General features: G+C 33.6%; 13 protein-coding genes and 1 pseudogene. 6 read left to right on the forward strand and 8 right to left on the reverse strand.

The features are described 5' to 3' along the window. Positions 1 to 26: 26 nt before the first annotated feature. The 5 genes and pseudogenes from AC5LWZ_RS08400 to eco all read right to left on the reverse strand — a co-directional run bounded on the left by AC5LWZ_RS08400 (position 27) and on the right by eco (position 5,380). A complete protein-coding gene (locus AC5LWZ_RS08400) occupies positions 27 to 785 on the reverse strand; it encodes an ABC transporter permease subunit (RefSeq protein WP_493464196.1) in 759 nt (252 codons plus the stop codon). Positions 786 to 1,028: 243 nt separating this feature from the next. Then, positions 1,029 to 1,898, reverse strand: a pseudogene (gene potH, locus AC5LWZ_RS08405) (putrescine ABC transporter permease PotH); the annotation flags it as partial. Between the two features lie 327 nt (positions 1,899 to 2,225). Continuing rightward, positions 2,226 to 3,320, reverse strand: coding sequence for a putrescine ABC transporter ATP-binding subunit PotG (potG, locus tag AC5LWZ_RS08410; RefSeq protein WP_198201142.1), 1,095 nt, complete (start codon positions 3,318 to 3,320; stop codon positions 2,226 to 2,228). A 143-nt stretch (positions 3,321 to 3,463) separates the two neighbouring features. Continuing rightward, positions 3,464 to 4,573, reverse strand: a complete 1,110-nt coding sequence (locus AC5LWZ_RS08415; protein WP_198201144.1) for an extracellular solute-binding protein — start codon at positions 4,571 to 4,573, stop codon at positions 3,464 to 3,466. A 312-nt stretch (positions 4,574 to 4,885) separates the two neighbouring features. Then, positions 4,886 to 5,380, reverse strand: a complete 495-nt coding sequence (gene eco / locus AC5LWZ_RS08420) for a serine protease inhibitor ecotin (RefSeq protein WP_232350096.1) — start codon at positions 5,378 to 5,380, stop codon at positions 4,886 to 4,888. A 104-nt stretch (positions 5,381 to 5,484) separates the two neighbouring features. Between eco and ydiK the strand changes: the two genes are divergently transcribed. Both ydiK and pssA read left to right on the forward strand, forming a co-directional pair. After that, positions 5,485 to 6,537, forward strand: coding sequence for an AI-2E family transporter YdiK (gene ydiK / locus AC5LWZ_RS08425; RefSeq protein ID WP_198200224.1), 1,053 nt, complete (start codon positions 5,485 to 5,487; stop codon positions 6,535 to 6,537). Positions 6,538 to 6,675: 138 nt separating this feature from the next. After that, entirely contained in the window at positions 6,676 to 8,031 is a 1,356-nt protein-coding gene (gene pssA, locus AC5LWZ_RS08430; protein ID WP_493463474.1) for a CDP-diacylglycerol--serine O-phosphatidyltransferase, read from the forward strand. 64 nt (positions 8,032 to 8,095) lie between these two features. On the opposite strand, the gene AC5LWZ_RS08435 is transcribed toward pssA, so the two are convergent. The 3 genes from AC5LWZ_RS08435 to AC5LWZ_RS08445 all read right to left on the reverse strand — a co-directional run bounded on the left by AC5LWZ_RS08435 (position 8,096) and on the right by AC5LWZ_RS08445 (position 11,789). Beyond that, positions 8,096 to 9,067 carry a sugar-binding transcriptional regulator gene (locus AC5LWZ_RS08435; protein ID WP_065613193.1) on the reverse strand — a complete coding sequence of 324 codons (972 nt, stop codon included), beginning with the start codon at positions 9,065 to 9,067 and terminating at the stop codon, positions 8,096 to 8,098. A gap of 261 nt (positions 9,068 to 9,328) precedes the next feature. After that, the gene (locus AC5LWZ_RS08440; RefSeq protein ID WP_493463475.1) at positions 9,329 to 9,622 is read right to left on the reverse strand and encodes a hypothetical protein; all 294 of its coding nucleotides are present in this window, start codon (positions 9,620 to 9,622) and stop codon (positions 9,329 to 9,331) included. A 193-nt stretch (positions 9,623 to 9,815) separates the two neighbouring features. After that, a complete protein-coding gene (locus AC5LWZ_RS08445; protein WP_493463476.1) occupies positions 9,816 to 11,789 on the reverse strand; it encodes a TonB-dependent receptor domain-containing protein in 1,974 nt (657 codons plus the stop codon). Positions 11,790 to 11,959: 170 nt separating this feature from the next. Here AC5LWZ_RS08445 and AC5LWZ_RS08450 point away from each other — a divergent pair, with 170 nt between their 5' ends. From AC5LWZ_RS08450 to AC5LWZ_RS08465, 4 genes are all read left to right on the forward strand, one after another. Then, positions 11,960 to 12,880 carry an ABC transporter substrate-binding protein gene (locus AC5LWZ_RS08450; protein ID WP_493463477.1) on the forward strand — a complete coding sequence of 307 codons (921 nt, stop codon included), beginning with the start codon at positions 11,960 to 11,962 and terminating at the stop codon, positions 12,878 to 12,880. Positions 12,881 to 13,064: 184 nt separating this feature from the next. Continuing rightward, positions 13,065 to 13,646, forward strand: a complete 582-nt coding sequence (locus AC5LWZ_RS08455) for a hypothetical protein (protein ID WP_110447623.1) — start codon at positions 13,065 to 13,067, stop codon at positions 13,644 to 13,646. Between the two features lie 542 nt (positions 13,647 to 14,188). After that, on the forward strand, positions 14,189 to 15,511 hold the full coding sequence (gene rimO, locus AC5LWZ_RS08460; RefSeq protein WP_110447622.1) for a 30S ribosomal protein S12 methylthiotransferase RimO: 1,323 nt from the start codon (positions 14,189 to 14,191) through the stop codon (positions 15,509 to 15,511). A 9-nt stretch (positions 15,512 to 15,520) separates the two neighbouring features. Further along, positions 15,521 to 16,909, forward strand: coding sequence for an MATE family efflux transporter (locus AC5LWZ_RS08465; protein ID WP_493463478.1), 1,389 nt, complete (start codon positions 15,521 to 15,523; stop codon positions 16,907 to 16,909). Positions 16,910 to 17,010 lie beyond the last annotated feature (101 nt).

The following is a 17,010-nucleotide window of genomic DNA, read 5'->3' on the forward strand; positions in this document are numbered from 1 at the left end:
TTAAGCGGCAATAATTAATCGATAGATTATCGCATACGAATTTCACGCAAATGTCTTTTTTCGACTCGTCGCATCCAAAGCCACGAAATAAAACCAATAATACCAACAATTAGTAAAATAATTGTTGCTAAAGCATTAACTTGTGGATCGACACCTAAGCGAACCTTAGAAAATACTAGTTTTGGTAATGTCATTGCACCAGGTCCTGTAACAAAATTAGCAATAACCACATCATCAAGTGATAAAGTAAATGCCAATAACCAACCAGAAACCAATGCCGGTGCAATCATCGGTAAGGTAATAATGAAAAATACCTTCAATGGATTGGCACCAAGATCTAAAGCAGCTTCCTCAATTGACTTATCTAACTCGCGTAATCTTGCACTAATAACAACTGTTACATAAGCGGTACAAAATGTTGCATGAGCCATCCAAATAGTCATTGCACCGCGTTCTTTTGGCCAACCAATCGCTTGCCCCATACCTACGAATAGCAATAACAAAGCTAAACCAGTAATGACATCAGGCATAACTAATGGTGCTGTAGTCATAAACGAGAACAAATTAGAGCCACGGAATCGTCTAAATCGAATGATGGCAAAAGCGGCTAAAGTACCAAGAACAATCGCCAACGAAGCTGCGCCTGCCGCAATAGTCAAACTCAATCCTACTGCTTTAAGTAAAGCTTCATTATGTATTAATTCAACATACCATTTAGTTGAAAATTCCGCCCAAACCGTCACTAGCCTTGAGCTATTGAACGAATAAACAATTAAAATGACCATAGGGATATATAAAAAAGAAAAAACTACTAATAGAATTAACCCTTTTAAACATCTCACTAATAATGCAATTGTGACAATAATTGTTAGGATAAGGCTAAATAGAAAACACCCTACATATAAGCTACCACTACCTAATAACGCAAATCCTGATGCAGAAATCAAAACCGATAGCACTATTGAACCTAATAATGCAGAGATAAAAACAATCAATGCTGAGCGCATGACTAATGGTAAATTATTCATTTATTTACCTCCCATTTGTCGGTTTTGAAACTTATTAAAGTAGTAAATAGGCACAATTAATATCAATAACATCACTGTTGCAACGGCTGAAGCGGCTGGCCAATCGTGATTATTAAAGAATTCAGCCCATAATTGGGTACCAATCATTAAACCATCAGAAGGACCTAATAATTCAGGAATAACATATTCACCTACCGCAGGAATAAAGACCAACATCCCACCGGCAATAACGCCATTTTTGGTTAACGGTACAATAATCTTAAAGAAAGTTTTAATTGGTTTACAACCAAGATCTAACGCAGCTTCAATCAGCGTTGTATCGACTTTACTTAATGAGGTATAAATTGGTAATACCACAAAAGGTAAGTAAGAATAAACAATACCGATATAAACAGCTAGGTAAGTTTTCATGATGATTAATGGCTGATCAATAACCCCTAACCACATCAAGAAATTATTTAATAGACCATTAGGATTTAAAATACCAATCCATGCATAAACCCGAATTAGAAACGAAGTCCATGATGGCAATATGATTAATAGTAATAAAATATTTCTGGTTGACGGTTTACATTGCGAAATAGCCCAAGCTAAAGGATAACCGATCAAAATACATAACAAAGTTGAAATTGCAGCAACTTTTAATGATTGTAAATACGAGTCTAGATAAATTGTATCTTCGAGTAGATTAAAATAATTACCAACATTTAAAACAATATTAACTAGGCCATCTTCATAACTAAACAGTTCGGTATAAGGTGGCACGGCTATCGCTACTTCAGAAAAGCTGATTCGAAATACAATCAAAAACGGTAATAAGAATAATAACAACATCCAAAAATATGGAATAGCTATTACCAATAGACGGCCATATAGTGTCATCAGGTCGGATTCATCACGTTGTAATCGCATCTTTCGATAAGCATAATAGATCGCAACTAAACCTAACCCTGCAGGTATATAGACAATACTACCCGCTATAATTAGCCGATAAGCAAATTTAGATGGCTTATAATGTGCCAAATATGTGCCTAGACAGGATAATAATAGACTTAATACCATTGCCGTGAATAACGCATCTAAAAACAGATTGTCAAATGCATTGATGGTTACAAAACGTAAATAAACACCAAGTAACACTAAGGCATTTAACAACAAACCCCATAAAATGGATCGCATCAATATATCCTCTTGTGTTTATTCGGTAAGCACAACGCAACTATCAATTTCCCAACTAAGATTAACAATATCACCCCAAGTTGGCATTCCTTTACGATAACGATGTTCATTTTGTAGTTGAGCAATAATAATTTGTCCACTTTGTAATTTAACGTGATAAATAGAGAGATCACCTAAATAGGCAATTTCAACTACTTCACCAGTTGCAACATTGTAACCATTGTCTGGGATTTCATCACAAAGTTTAATTTTTTCAGGCCGTAATGCAACTTGAATTGGTACACCTTCTACTGCAGGTGAATCATAATCAACTTTTAATGGATGTTTAATCATAGGACAACTGATGATTAATCCATCTTCTAAGGTTTCTTGTAAGATGCCATCAAATACATTTACTGAACCAATAAACTCGGCACTATAACGGCTGTTTGGATGTTCATAGATTTCTTCAGGCTCACCTATTTGCACAAATTGGCCTTTATTCATAATCGCAATACGACCAGCCATGGTCATAGCTTCCTCTTGATCATGGGTAACCATTACACAGGTTGCGCCTACTTGTTCTAAAATGCTAACTACTTCAAGCTGCATTCGATCACGAAGTTGTTTGTCCAATGCCCCCATTGGTTCATCTAACAATAGTAATTTAGGTCTTTTAGCTAAACTTCGAGCTAAAGCAACGCGTTGTCTTTGACCACCTGATAGTTGATGAGGTTTACGTTTGCCAAACTGCTCCATATGCACAAGCGCCAACATTTCTTCAACACGATGTTTAATTTCATGTTTATCTAATTTATCTTGTTTTAACCCAAAGGCAATATTTTGCTCAACCGTCATGTGAGGAAAAAGAGCATACGATTGAAACATCATATTAATAGGACGATTATAAGGAGGTACTTGTGATAAATCTTTACCATCTAAAATAATTTGTCCAGAAGTCGGTTGTTCAAAACCGGCAAGCATCCGCAATAAAGTTGATTTACCACTACCAGAAGCGCCCAATAAAGCAAAAATCTCTCCGGTATAAATGGTTAAATTTACATCATCAACGGCATAATAATCATCATTAAAAACTTTAGTTAAATTTTTGATCTCCAACAATGGAGTTATCATCTTTTTTTTAGGCTGTACCTGATTTGTTGTTTTATCGTTCACGCTTTTTTCCTCATAACAACAAGCCAAAAAAAACGAGACGGAAAGATTTAAAATCTCCCCGTCTAGAATATATAAGTCAATTAGTTGACATTTTCAAACGGTTATTTACCCGTTTTCAATTTTGTCCATGTGCGAGTAATCACACGTTCAAGTTTAGGTTCTTTCACCGTTAAAGTGAATAATTTTTCCATCACTTCTGGTTTTGGATAAACCGCTGGATCATTTTTCACTTCTGGCTTAACAAACTGATCATTTGCAACTTTATTAGCGCTAGCGAAATTAACATCATTAGTAACTTGAGCTGCAATTTCAGGTTTCATAACAAAGTTCAAAAACTCATGAGCCTCATCAGGATTTGCAGAATCTTTTGGAATAGCAAAAGTATCAAAGAACACTAATGCGCCCTCTTTCGGAATTTGATATCCAACATGCACACCATTTTTAGCTTCGTTCGCTCTATCACGGGATTGTAAAATATCACCTGACCAACCTAAAATCACACAAATATCACCATTAGCTAAATCAGTAATATATTGAGATGAATGGAAATAACGGATATTTGGTCTTACTTTTTCCAACAATTCGTAAGCTGCACCAGTATAATCTTTTGCATCAGTACTATTTGGATCTTTACCTAAATATTGAAGAGCACTTGCTAAGATTTCAGTTGGAGCATCTAAGAATGCCACACCACAATCTTTAAGTTTTTCCATATTTTCGGGTTTGAAAACTAAATCCCAACTGTCAACAGGAGCATCCTCTCCAAGACGTTCTTTAACTTTATCAATGTTATAACCAATACCAGTAGTCATCCATACATAAGGGATTGCATACTTATTATCTGGATCATGGTTAGCCATTAATTTCATTAAATTAGGATCAAGATTTTTCCAATTAGGCAATTTACTTTTATCTAACGGTAGATAAATATCAGCTTTAATCTGTCTAGCTAAAAAACTATCTGAAGGTGAAACTACATCAAAACCAGAATGACCGGCCATTAATTTACCTTCAAGAGCTTCATTGGAATCATACACATCATAAACCAGTTTAATACCAGTTGATTTTTCAAAATCAGTGATTGTGCTATTACCAATTTGACCGGCCCAGTTATAAAAATGCACCACACGGTCTTTAGCTACAGCAGATTGAGATAATGCTAGTGATACACCAGCGATGATTGAAAGAATTGTTTTACGTTGAGTAAACATGCTCACCACTTCTCCTCTAGTTAGGGATATTACATGTTAGACACAAGCCCATTGTTTAATACAACGGACCCCCAAATTTTACCATTATTACTAATTAAATAATATGGTGAAACCGAGGTAATCAGGCAATCACAAGTTATTAATATAATTAATGAACATGTCGAGCTAACCTTGCATTACGAGGGATAAAATACCTTTTTTTTTTCAGATGTCTACTTAAAAAATCAAATATTCTAAGATTAAGGGCTAAGTGACTATATTTTAATCAATCAACCCTTTTTTAGCTAGCTATTAACAATTAATTTACTTTTTTTATTCGGCACTAGCTTGCAAAATTTTTGCTTCTGGTTGCCATACACGATATTTAACCGTCAAATCGTTTGGAACGTAGAATACTAATGGTAAACGGCTGTTATAATTCAATAAACCTAACTTATGGTTGATAGAAACAAATTTATTCTCGTTAGCGCCTTCAGGGCAAGCCATCATTGTAGAAATGCTACCTTTAGTTTCTTCAACGACATAGTAAGAATATCCCCAACCTTTAAGCTCTTCTTCTTTAACAATTCCACCTAAACTTTGAGTATTGCAATCAACATTCATCTCTTTACCAATTAAAATCTCTACTTTAGCATTAACTTCATCTTTTAAGTTAGGTAGATGAATAACATAACGAGTAGAGCCTACTTTTGCATCCGGATAGGGAGCAATTTCATTTAGTTTTTGAACTTCTTGCGGCGCTTTTTGCGTATTTGCGCAAGCAGATAATGCCACACCCATCAAAGCTAATAACATTAATTTTTTCATGTTTATTTCTCCAATAAAATTGTCTAACTTAATACGTCAACGTATGCTTTTTAGAACATAATGCGTATAATAACATTATCTAGATTAAAGAATATGAGATAAAAATGCCAGCAGAAAAAAAAACTGATGATTTATTAAAATTAATTCTGAATTTACTCTTAATAGGCTTACTTATTGTTCTAACTTATCGAGTGATTGAAGTATTCCTATTTGGCTTTTTTTGGGCAGTAATGGTGGTTATTGCAACTTGGCCATTAATGATCAAAATTCAACAAAAACTTTTTAATAAACGTTGGTTATCTTTATTAGTCATGGCAATAATTCTGGCATTTGTCTGCGTTATTCCTTTTATTTTAATCATTAGTAGTGTTGCTCAAAATGGTCACTATCTGGTCGAATGGGTTAGAACTTTATCACATCGAGAATTACCTACCTTCGACTGGTTGGTAAATATTCCTATGTTTGGCGAAGAAGTTCACCAAAAATGGCTTGAGCTTATCAAAACAGATGGTTCACAATTAATATCCGATATTCAACCTTATATAGGCATCATGATTGGTTGGCTTTTAGAGCAAGTAACCAATATTGGAGTTTTTATTTTCCATGCCGGTGTCATGATTATTTTTAGTCTATTATTGTTTCTTAAAGGCGAAAGTATCACTAAATATGTTTATGTTTTGGCTAATCGTCTATCTAAACAATACGGCACAACTACTGTTACCTTAGCAGGCCAATCAATACGAGCGGTGGCATTAGGCGTAGTTGTCACTGCTATTACATTAGCATTAATTGGCGGAATGAGTTTTATCTTTACAAAAATGCCATTTCCAGGCATTTTAACGTTAATATTATTTATCTGCTGCGTCGCTCAAATTGGACCTGTTATTGTGATGTTAGGTTGTATCATTTGGCAATTTTGGGATGGGCATATTATATCAGGAATAGTTTTAATTGTTGTGGCTATCATTTTGACCACCCTAGATAGTGTAATGCGAGCATATTTGATAAAGAAAGGCGCCGATCTCCCCTTCCTACTTATCTTATTTGGGGTAATTGGCGGAATTCTAGCCTTCGGAATTATGGGTTTATTCATCGGCCCTGTAGTCTTAGCCTTAAGCTATAAAATTATTCAACAATGGGTTAATGAACAAGCTTAAAAACATAATTAGGTATAGAAAAGAGTCAATAAACCGATCTATTAAATTATAGATTACCCCCTGAATAATAGGAGTATTATGTTCTGACGCAAATTGTGGTATTCTACACTTTGTGTCAGTTTTAATGATATTTAGAACATGCGAATACCCTTTATAAAATATAATCATCAAAAACATTTAAATGAATTAGCCAAGCTTGAACAAAAAGCCGAACAATATCAAATTGTTTACGATCCTAAATCTTATAGAGTTGCGTTGCTTGAACAGATTAAAAAAGCTCAACATCGTATCTATATTGTTGCACTTTATTTAGAACAAGATGAAGCTGGCCGAGAAATTCTTGATGCGCTTTATCAAGCAAAAATTCAACAACCAAACTTAGATATTAAAATTTTTGTTGATTGGCATCGTGCTCAACGAGGTCGAATTGGTGAAGATAAAACTAAAACGAATGCGCGTTACTATTATGATTTGAAACAACAACATCCATCTATTGATATTCCGGTTTATGGGGTGCCGGTTAATCGTCGAGAAGTTCTAGGTGTATTACATTTAAAAGGATTCATAATTGACGACACTGTAACCTATAGTGGTGCTAGCATAAATAATGTTTATTTATATAAACTTGATAAATACCGTTATGACCGATATCACTTTATCACTAATAAAGTTTTAGCGGATACAATGGTAAATTATGTTAATGATAATTTTCTGCCACTTGATGGCGTTCAACGGTTAGATGTCAGTGAACATAAAACACGTAAACAAATTAAGTCAGAAATTAAACAACTACGCCAACATCTTATGGATGCTAATTATCAATATACGGGAAATTGTGATAACGATACTTTATCCGTTGCACCAATTGTAGGTCTTGGCCGAAATAATCAGCTAAATAAAATTATTCACCATCTAATAAACACGACTGAACAAAAAGTCACATTTTGTACGCCTTATTTTAACTTACCTAATATATTAGTGCGTGACATCATCCGTTTATTAAGAAAAGGTAAGCAAGTTGAAATCATTATTGGTGATAAAGTAGCTAATGATTTTTATATTCCAGAAGATAAACCATTCAACATCTCCGGTGGTTTACCTTATTTATACGAAATTAACCTAAGAAATTTTGTTGAACGCTTACAAAATTATATAGATAAACAACAGTTAACTATTAGATTATGGAAAGATGAAGATCAAACTTATCATTTAAAAGGTATTTGGGTTGATGATGAGTGGATGATGATTACAGGTAATAACCTTAATCCAAGAGCTTGGCGTTTAGATTTGGAAAATGCCATACTTGTTCATGATCCTAAACATGAATTACAGCAACAGATGAATCAAGAACTCATAACTATTCGTGAAAAGACAACAATCGTTACCCATTTCCAACAAATTCAAGCTAGCCAATTCTATCCCAAACAGGTACATAAATTAATTAAACGTTTAAGCCGGATTAGAGTGGACAGAATTATTAAGCGATTATTATAATTAAATTCTATTTAGATTAATCAATGCTATTTGTAATGTGTATACAAATAGCTTATTAGCTAAATTATATTTTATTTTGTTGTAAACTTAATATAGTTCTAGCGTTTGAAGCACTTGTCGCAATGATATCAATTACGCCGGAACGTAGTGCTCCTAAAATTGCTGTTGCTTTAGTATTTTCCGAAGCAATAGCAATAACACACGGGATATTACGTAATTCTTCAATACTTAAACCAATCACTCGATCATTCATGGTTGTATCAACAGGATTGCCATTGATATCAAAAAATCCATATCCGGCAATATCACCAATAACACCCTGATTTAATGTTGCATAGGTCACTTCTTGTGGAGTAAACCAACCCAATTGCACCATATAACAGTTTTCATTCATATCGCCAATACCAACTAAAGCAATATCGGCTTTAGCCGCTCTTTCTAATGTGTCTTTAATAACCCGATTTTGGGTAAATGCCCTTTTGAGTTCACTGTTTTCTACATAAGCTGGCGCATACAAAGTTTCACTAGTTGCACTAAATTTTCTGGCTAAACTTCGACTAATATGATCAGCATCTATAATTTCACCAACACGCTGAGTACCTCCTATGCCACAAATAAATTTACACTGTTTTTCAGGAAACACACCAACATGGCTGGCAATAGCAGCAACATTACGCCCTTGTCCCACCGCCACTGTCATACCATTTTTTAAAGTACTAGACAGATAATTTGATACCAGTGCAGCAACTTGTCTACGTTGCTCTTCTTCGTCTTGATGATCTAAAGCAATTAAAGCTCGTTTAATACCAAAATGGTTGACAAATTGCTGTTCAATGCGAGAACTAAATATCGGATGATATTTAACACTTATTTCAACGATTCCTTCTGCCCTAGCTTTTTTTAGCAAACGACCAACTTTAATGCGTGAAAGACCAAATCGCTGAGCAATTTCTTCTTGAGTTTGTTCATACTCATAGTATGCGACTGCAATTTCAGTAAGTAATTCCGACTCTTGTTTATCTTCAAATATAACCATTAAATTTGCCTTTCAACACTTTAGCAACTTATTGCATTCATAACAGATAATATATTACAAAATCCTTTAGCTTGCTATGTATTACGACCAATAAATAATTCAATGAGATAGGATATTTAATTAAGCTTGATAAGTTTGTTATCTATCAATGATAATTGATAGGAAATCTTGATGAATTGAAAGTCTAAAAAACCCCTTTACTCAAAATTTTTATAATTAAAAAATTAGCTGAGCTGAATAAATACAGGCTAGGGGCTAATATTACTTTTCTGGTGTTTTTTTCTTCCGTGATTTTTGTTTAGTTAATTGTTTTTTTAAGCGCATTCTTGTTCTTGACTCAGCAAATAACCGATCTCTTTCAGCCTTCTTCTGCTGCTTTTGTTGCTGTTCTTCTTTTTCCCATTGCTTAATCTTCCGTGTTGACCGTATTTTAAACACTTGCCATAAAACAAAAAGTAAAACTACAACAAATATTGCTGCATATGGATCAAAGACAAATTTAGATCTAGATAGATTAACTAATACAATATTATTAGCATATGCAGGTGAGTACATTAAAATCAATATAACAATAAATATAATCTTACAGCCAAATTTGGACATGAATTAATTTAAAATCCCTTTTTGAAATAATCCGAAATCATAACGAATAAACTAAAATATTTATGTATAGTATATTATTAATAAAAAATGGCTGAATTAACAGCCACTCAATATTTATAATAACAGTTTTATTGATGAATATTAATTAGAAATTAATTTCAGTACCAATAAAATAGCGACGACCTTCTAAGGTTTTACCGAAATCATCGTTAGAAACATCTCTATCAAATAAGTTATAAACACCACCATAAATCTTAGCATTTTGATTTATTTTGAAAGATGTTCCTACATCCCAGAAGGTATAACCAGGATATTCAATTTTTTTACCACTACGATCCGTGGTTGATTCCACTCCGTAGTAAGCAACTTTAGTCCATAAATCCAATTGTTGGGTTAAATTCCAATCAAGCTGGGTATTGAATTTTTGCTTAGGTGTACGATTTAAAGGTTTACCTTTATTTTTACCAGTTTTTTGTTCTGTTTTAGTCCAAGAATAGTTAGAACTTAGCAAGAAATCAGTAAACAATGGTGTTTTAAATGATAGTTCTAAACCTTTAAGATCTGCTTTATCCACATTCTCACGGCCTTGAACAAAATCAAATTTTTCTCTATAACCATTGATTTTGCAATTTCTTGATCCTGCATTACCACGACAAATATAATAAGACTGGATTTTATCTTTATATTTAGTATAAAAAGCTGTTGCAGATGCATCAATACCATAATCATTGGTATAACCAACGCCTATTTCAAATGAATCCGTTTTTTCAGGTTTTAAATCGGGATTACCCATTATCATTCCTTTGTTACCTGTTCCAGATCCACCTGTAACCTGTCCCCAATCTGAAACAACTTGGCGGAGTTGCGGTGTTGCAAATCCAGTTGAATAACCACCCTTTAAGGTAAAGTTATCATCAATATTCCAGACACTATAGACTCTTGGATTCCAGTTGCTACCATAGTTTTCATCTTTGTTATAACGCAAACCAGCCGTTATACTCCAGTTATCAAAGATACTTATTTCATCCTCAGCGAATAATGCATAACTCCAACGATCAATTTTTGTTAGAGTTTTGTTTAATTGATTACCTCTATCATGAAGTTCTTGATAAGTATATGCTCCACCAGCAGTTAACATATTAATCGAGAAAGGAATTGTCACACGTGAGTCAACGTTAGTATTACGAATTTTCATTTTTCTTTCTGGATTATTATTACCTTCATGAGAAATAAAGGATGTCGTTGATACATCGCCAAATAAACCATTATGCGTTAAAGCAAAAGAGTTGCGACGGTTATCTCTATTGAAATCACCGCGATTAACAGGTCTTGTTTTTCCACCTGTAGCATTACTATTTTGTAAAGATCGGCCAAAGTCGAGATCAAATGTCTGGGTATCAGTAACATTAAGCGATAGTTTTCCATTCAGACTGCGTAATTTTTGTCCTGAATGACCATTTAAGAATTTATCTTCACTACGCTTGCTATATTGACCAAATAACTGAATACCTAAAATATCATCAATAATTGGCCCCATAGTCGAAAAACTACCAATGTAAGTATTTTTTTCATCAGAACGATAAGGGACAATTGATTCAACCCTTAAACCACCATGCCATTTGTTTGATACTTTTTTAGTAATAATATTAACAACACCACCCATAGCATCTGAGCCATATAAAGAAGACATAGGTCCACGTACAACCTCAATACGCTCAATAATGGTTAATGGAGGCAGCCAACCTTGTTCAAAACCAGAATTATCACTATTTGGTCTAGTTTCACGAGTGCTCACTTTTTTACCGTCAATCAATAATAAGGTATATTTGGCATCCATACCACGAATGCTAATATCAGTTGAATCACCGCCGCCAGTAATTGTGACACCGGGAATATCTTTCAGAGCATCGGTGACATCACGATAAGGCTTTTTGCTAATTTCTTCTGGTGTGATCACTGAAATTGTTGCAGGAGCCTCTTTAATTTGTTGTGAAAATCCTGATGCTGTCACCACCATAGTATCAGTATTTTTATCATCAGCCGCCATCGCTAAACCTGATAATGATAATAAAATACTTGTATTTAAGACATGTGTAGCCAACTTAAACTTCGTATTCATTGTTATAACCCTATTAATTATATTGATATTTTGCAAAGAAATCTGCCGATAACAATATACTATATGAGAATAATTATCAATATCCTTACGAAAAATTATTTATTGCTAGACAATTAACACACCTTAAACAATAATAGTTATCATTTGCATCATACATATAGGAACTAATTATGAATACTAAGAAAAAACTATTATTAAGTAGCTTAGCAGCGTTAATGTTAGGTTTGACTGGTTGTCAATCGTCAATTACAGTAAATCCAGATAATAAACAATCAGTTGTTGTGCCTAAATCACCAAATAAAATTGTAGTGATGAATTATGGAGCCTTAGATACATTAGATGCTTTAGGTAAAGGATCAATTGTTACAGCAACACCGCTTTCTGTTCTTCCGACTTATCTTCAACAATATAAAAATGCAAACGTTATTGATACAGGTAATATGAAAGAACCAAATATTGATGCAATCAAACAAGCTAAACCACAATTAATTATCATTGATGGCCGACAAGCAAGCCATACGGAAGAATTCACTAAAATTGCACCAGTCATTAATTTAAGCGTTGATGCCAAAAACTATCTTGAATCAACCAAAAACCATATCAATGTATTAGCAAATATTACTGGTACTGAAGAAACAGCTAACAACCTAATTCAATCATTAGATGCCAAATTAAGTAAAGCTCAATCTGTTGCTCAAGCTAGTGATAAAAAAGCAATTGTAGCTATTCACAATGACGGTAAAATGATCCTTATCAATGCAAGCTCTAGCGCAGCATTAATTCACGATGTGTTACATGTAAAACGCGCAGTACCATTAGCGCCACAACCAACCAATGGTATTGGAAAACCAAAACCAACTTTTATTGATAATAGTTACATTAGTAAAGTCAAACCAGACATTATTTATGTTGTAGACCGCAGTAAAGCAATTGGTCAGTCTGCGATGAAAGATGACTTCTTCAATGCAAAAGTATTAGCAAAGAGCAAAACTGAAGTGGTTTATTTAACACCAGATCTTTGGTACTTGTCTGGCGGTGGTGCAGAAAGCTTAGACCGTCAAATTGATGAAGTAATTAATATATTAAAATAATTTAATTTTTTATGATAAATTAACTTCCTTTCACAAAAGCCCTTATCATTATAAGGGCTTTTTAATTAACAGCTTTGCCTTGCCCTTCCTCAGAATATTTCACATACTCCCTATCAAATGATTGATAAATGTTTTTTATTGTTTATTATTACACGCCAATTTAATATAAGGTGAGTAAACATTAATGAAAAAACTATTGTTAGTTGCAGTATTATTTCCTTTTATGGTTCACGCGCGTGCGGATGCTCCAATAGGTTTAACATGGGGGGCACCAATATCGGACATTGTTTCAAAATATAAAGCAAAAGAAATAATTGAACAAAATGATTTGATCATATATGAACTACCTAACCCTCCTATAACGTTACCTAATTTTACTTCATATAAGTTATTAGCTCATAAGCAATTAGGTTTGATAAAAGTAGTATTAAGTGAGGAAATTACAAGAGATCCCTATGGAGTTGAAGGTAAAAATGCATATTTTAAATATAAAGAAGCATTAACAAAAAAATATGGCAAAGCGGAATCTCTTGAAGAAATCGGCCTAAAAGTATATAGAGAAAATGACGAATTTTATCAATGTTTAGGGTATCAAGGTTGTGGCGTCTATTTTTCTAACTTCAAACAATCTGGTATTAGTTTACTGCTAGAAGGAAATAGCCATGCAGAAGGTAAATTGAAAATTATATATGAATCCGATCTTTTCTTCGAATATTATGGGAATGAAGACATACAAGAAGAAAGTAAAATTTATGAAGGGCTTTAATAAAACAGTTTTAATAACTCTTAATTTGATATGGTTAGAGAGGATATTTTTAATTGATATTAATTAGAATTAAAAACTAAGTTAATAAGTTATCGCATATTAATCTAACATATTGAAAATAAAAATAATTAAACAATAAGTCAAATCTTGTTAGATAAAGTAGCTCAATAATATAGAGCTTATAAAAATAATGTAATAATTGAATATTGAAAGGAAAGAATAGATGCAAAGGATATTAATATTAGTAAACCGACAAATACGGTTTATCGATATTATCGGTTACACATAATCAACCAATAAGATTAAATTACAGACATTGAAGCATCCTTTATTACGGATACACTTCAACTTATTTACGATAGATGGCGTGTTATAATACATGCCATAAGAAATTATATTAATTCAGATAATAACTCGCTAAAAATTTTTTATTTGGTTCAAATTAAATATGTTAAAATGCCCGCCTGTTGTCATAATCTAAATTGGCAAACTTTTAAATTCTCGATAAATACCTCAATAAATTTTAAATTATTATAAATATTATGAATACATCATCCCCTACTATTGGATTTGTGAGCCTTGGTTGTCCTAAAAATTTAGTTGACTCTGAGCGAATTTTAACTGAATTACGTACACAGGGTTATCAAGTTGTACCTAGCTACGATAATGCAGATTTAGTAATTGTTAACACCTGTGGTTTTATTGATAGTGCGGTACAAGAATCATTAGAAGCCATTGGCGAAGCGCTAAATGAAAATGGAAAAGTTATTGTGACTGGTTGTCTTGGCGCAAAAGAAGATCAAATCCGTGATGTGCATCCTAAAGTACTTGAAATATCAGGACCACACAGTTATGAAGCTGTTCTTGAACATGTTAATAAATATGCGCCAAAACCTTCCTATAATCCATTTATTAGTTTAGTGCCCGAACAAGGCGTAAAACTAACACCCAAACATTATGCTTATTTGAAAATATCAGAAGGCTGCAACCATAGTTGTTCATTCTGTATTATCCCTTCATTACGTGGCGAAATGATCAGTCGACCGATTGGTAATGTGCTTGATGAAGCAAAACGTTTGGTTGATGGAGGAGTAAAAGAACTATTAGTTATAGCTCAAGATACATCGGCTTATGGTATTGATATAAAAAACCGAACCAATTTTTGGAATGGTATGCCGTTAAAAACCGATATTCATACCCTTTGTGAACAATTATCTAGTCTTGGTATTTGGGTACGTCTACATTATATGTATCCTTACCCTAGTGTGGATAATTTAATTCCATTAATGGCTGATGGCAAAATCTTACCTTATTTAGATGTACCATTACAACACGCTAGCCCTACAGTATTAAAATCAATGAAGCGACCAGGTACAATTGAAAGAACACTTGAAAGAATTCATAAGTGGCGAGATATTTGTCCAGAAATCACCCTACGTTCAACTTTTATCGTCGGTTATCCAGGTGAAACCGAACAAGATTTTGAATTACTGCTTGATTTTCTTTCTCAAGCACAGTTAGATCGTGTCGGTTGTTTCCCATATAGCCCAGTTGAAGGTGCTGCAGCTAATCAATTAGCCGACCAAATACCTGAACATATAAAACAAGAACGCTTCGATCGTTTTATGCAATTACAACAGACAATTTCAACCTGTAAGCTACAAAACAAAATTGGTAAAACATTGTCTGTCCTTATCGATGAAGTGGATGATGAAGGTGCAATTGGACGGAGTATGGCTGATGCACCAGAAATAGATGGCGTTGTCTATCTAAATGAAGAAAAAGCTGTTAAAGTTGGTGATATTGTTCAAGTCAATATTGAACATTCAGATGAATACGATTTATGGGGAACTGTACAACAGTAAATACAATCAATGAAATTACATTATCGAAGTGAAATTAATAATTTAATCACCTTAGCTATTCCTGTCATGATTGCCCAAATATCACAAACAGCAATAACGTTTGTTGATACAATTATGGCTGGCAATTACAGTAAAACAGCCTTATCAGGTGTTGCTATTGCGGTATCCATTTGGTTACCTACAGTTTTATTTGGTCAAGGGCTATTGACTGTATTAACCCCCATTATATCAAACTTAAATGGTGCAGCTAAACGTGAGCAAGTTGCCGATCATACACGGCAAGGTGTGGTGATCGCATTAATTTTATCGGTGATCATAATGTTAATTCTCTATCATTCAGATAGAATAATTAGTTTAAGAAGCTCTAATGATAACCCGATTGATCCAGAAATGGTCGAAGTTGCCGTCTCTTTTTTACGTGCAATTATGTGGGGAGTACCTGCATTTCTACTATTTTTAGTTTACCGCAATCAATGTGAAGGTTTATCTAACACAAAACCTGCCATGGTGATTATATTCATTGCTTTACTAGCTAATATTCCAATTAACTATATTTTGATTTATGGCAAATTAGGCTTACCTGCGTTTGGTGGTGTTGGTTGTGGCATTACTGCAGCAATAATTTTCTGGTTAATGTTCATTTTAATCCGTTTATATACTTTAACTACTGCTAGCCAACAAGATATTCGTAAAACACCATTAACAAAACTTGTTGATTTTTCCATCATCAAAAAAATAGTGGTTTTAGGAATGCCTCTAGCCCTTGCTTACTTTTTTGAAATGAGCTTGTTTGCTGTCGTTGCTTTACTTATTGCCCCTCTCGGACAAATAACTGTGGCTGCACATCAAATTATTTTTACCATCAGTAGCTTAACATTTGCAATTCCATTATCTCTTGGTGTGGCAACCAGTATTCGCGTCGGTTATCTGTTAGGAAAAGGAAAACCAAGTTTAGCTAAACAAACAGCTTTCATCAGTTTGCTCATATCGTTAGTCATTGCTGTTATCGTAGCACTAATTTTAGTGGTATTTAGAACACCTATTGTTACGATATTTACTAAAGAGGCTGCGGTTATAGCTATTTGTCTACAACTCATTATCCTATTAGCTATTTACCAAGCTTCAGATTATTTACAAGTAGTGGCAAGTAATGTATTACGTGGTTACAAAGATACAAAAAGCATCTTTTTTATTACTTTATTATCTTATTGGGTTGTTGGATTACCTGTTGGTTATGTTCTAGGCTTAACAGATCTGGTCATGCAACCAATTGGTGCTGCCGGATTTTGGATAGGGATTATATTAGGACTTGCTGTTGCTGCGTTTCTGTTAATTGCGAGAATGGTTTATCTACAAAAACAACCAACACAAATAATATTAAAACGAGCATCGCGATAATTTAATTAATATACCAAAGTAAACAAATATTCAAATTATAGTCTCTTAATTTAATTAGATTAAAAAAAGCCACCGATAAGGTGGCTTTTTACTATTAAAAT

The organism is Gilliamella sp. LMG 34362 (genome assembly GCF_984569125.1).

Bases quoted from the DNA above. Each gene is read 5' to 3' on its own strand.
- AC5LWZ_RS08400 (WP_493464196.1), bottom strand. From the start codon at position 785: ATGGTCATTTTAATTGTTTATTCGTTCAATAGCTCAAGGCTAGTGACG.
- potG (WP_198201142.1), bottom strand. From the start codon at position 3,320: ATGATAACTCCATTGTTGGAGATCAAAAATTTAACTAAAGTTTTTAAT.
- AC5LWZ_RS08415 (WP_198201144.1), bottom strand. From the start codon at position 4,573: ATGTTTACTCAACGTAAAACAATTCTTTCAATCATCGCTGGTGTATCA.
- eco (WP_232350096.1), bottom strand. From the start codon at position 5,380: ATGAAAAAATTAATGTTATTAGCTTTGATGGGTGTGGCATTATCTGCT.
- ydiK (WP_198200224.1), top strand. From the start codon at position 5,485: ATGCCAGCAGAAAAAAAAACTGATGATTTATTAAAATTAATTCTGAAT.
- pssA (WP_493463474.1), top strand. From the start codon at position 6,676: ATGCGAATACCCTTTATAAAATATAATCATCAAAAACATTTAAATGAA.
- AC5LWZ_RS08435 (WP_065613193.1), bottom strand. From the start codon at position 9,067: ATGGTTATATTTGAAGATAAACAAGAGTCGGAATTACTTACTGAAATT.
- AC5LWZ_RS08440 (WP_493463475.1), bottom strand. From the start codon at position 9,622: ATGTACTCACCTGCATATGCTAATAATATTGTATTAGTTAATCTATCT.
- AC5LWZ_RS08445 (WP_493463476.1), bottom strand. From the start codon at position 11,789: ATGAATACGAAGTTTAAGTTGGCTACACATGTCTTAAATACAAGTATT.
- AC5LWZ_RS08450 (WP_493463477.1), top strand. From the start codon at position 11,960: ATGAATACTAAGAAAAAACTATTATTAAGTAGCTTAGCAGCGTTAATG.
- AC5LWZ_RS08455 (WP_110447623.1), top strand. From the start codon at position 13,065: ATGAAAAAACTATTGTTAGTTGCAGTATTATTTCCTTTTATGGTTCAC.
- rimO (WP_110447622.1), top strand. From the start codon at position 14,189: ATGAATACATCATCCCCTACTATTGGATTTGTGAGCCTTGGTTGTCCT.
- AC5LWZ_RS08465 (WP_493463478.1), top strand. From the start codon at position 15,521: ATGAAATTACATTATCGAAGTGAAATTAATAATTTAATCACCTTAGCT.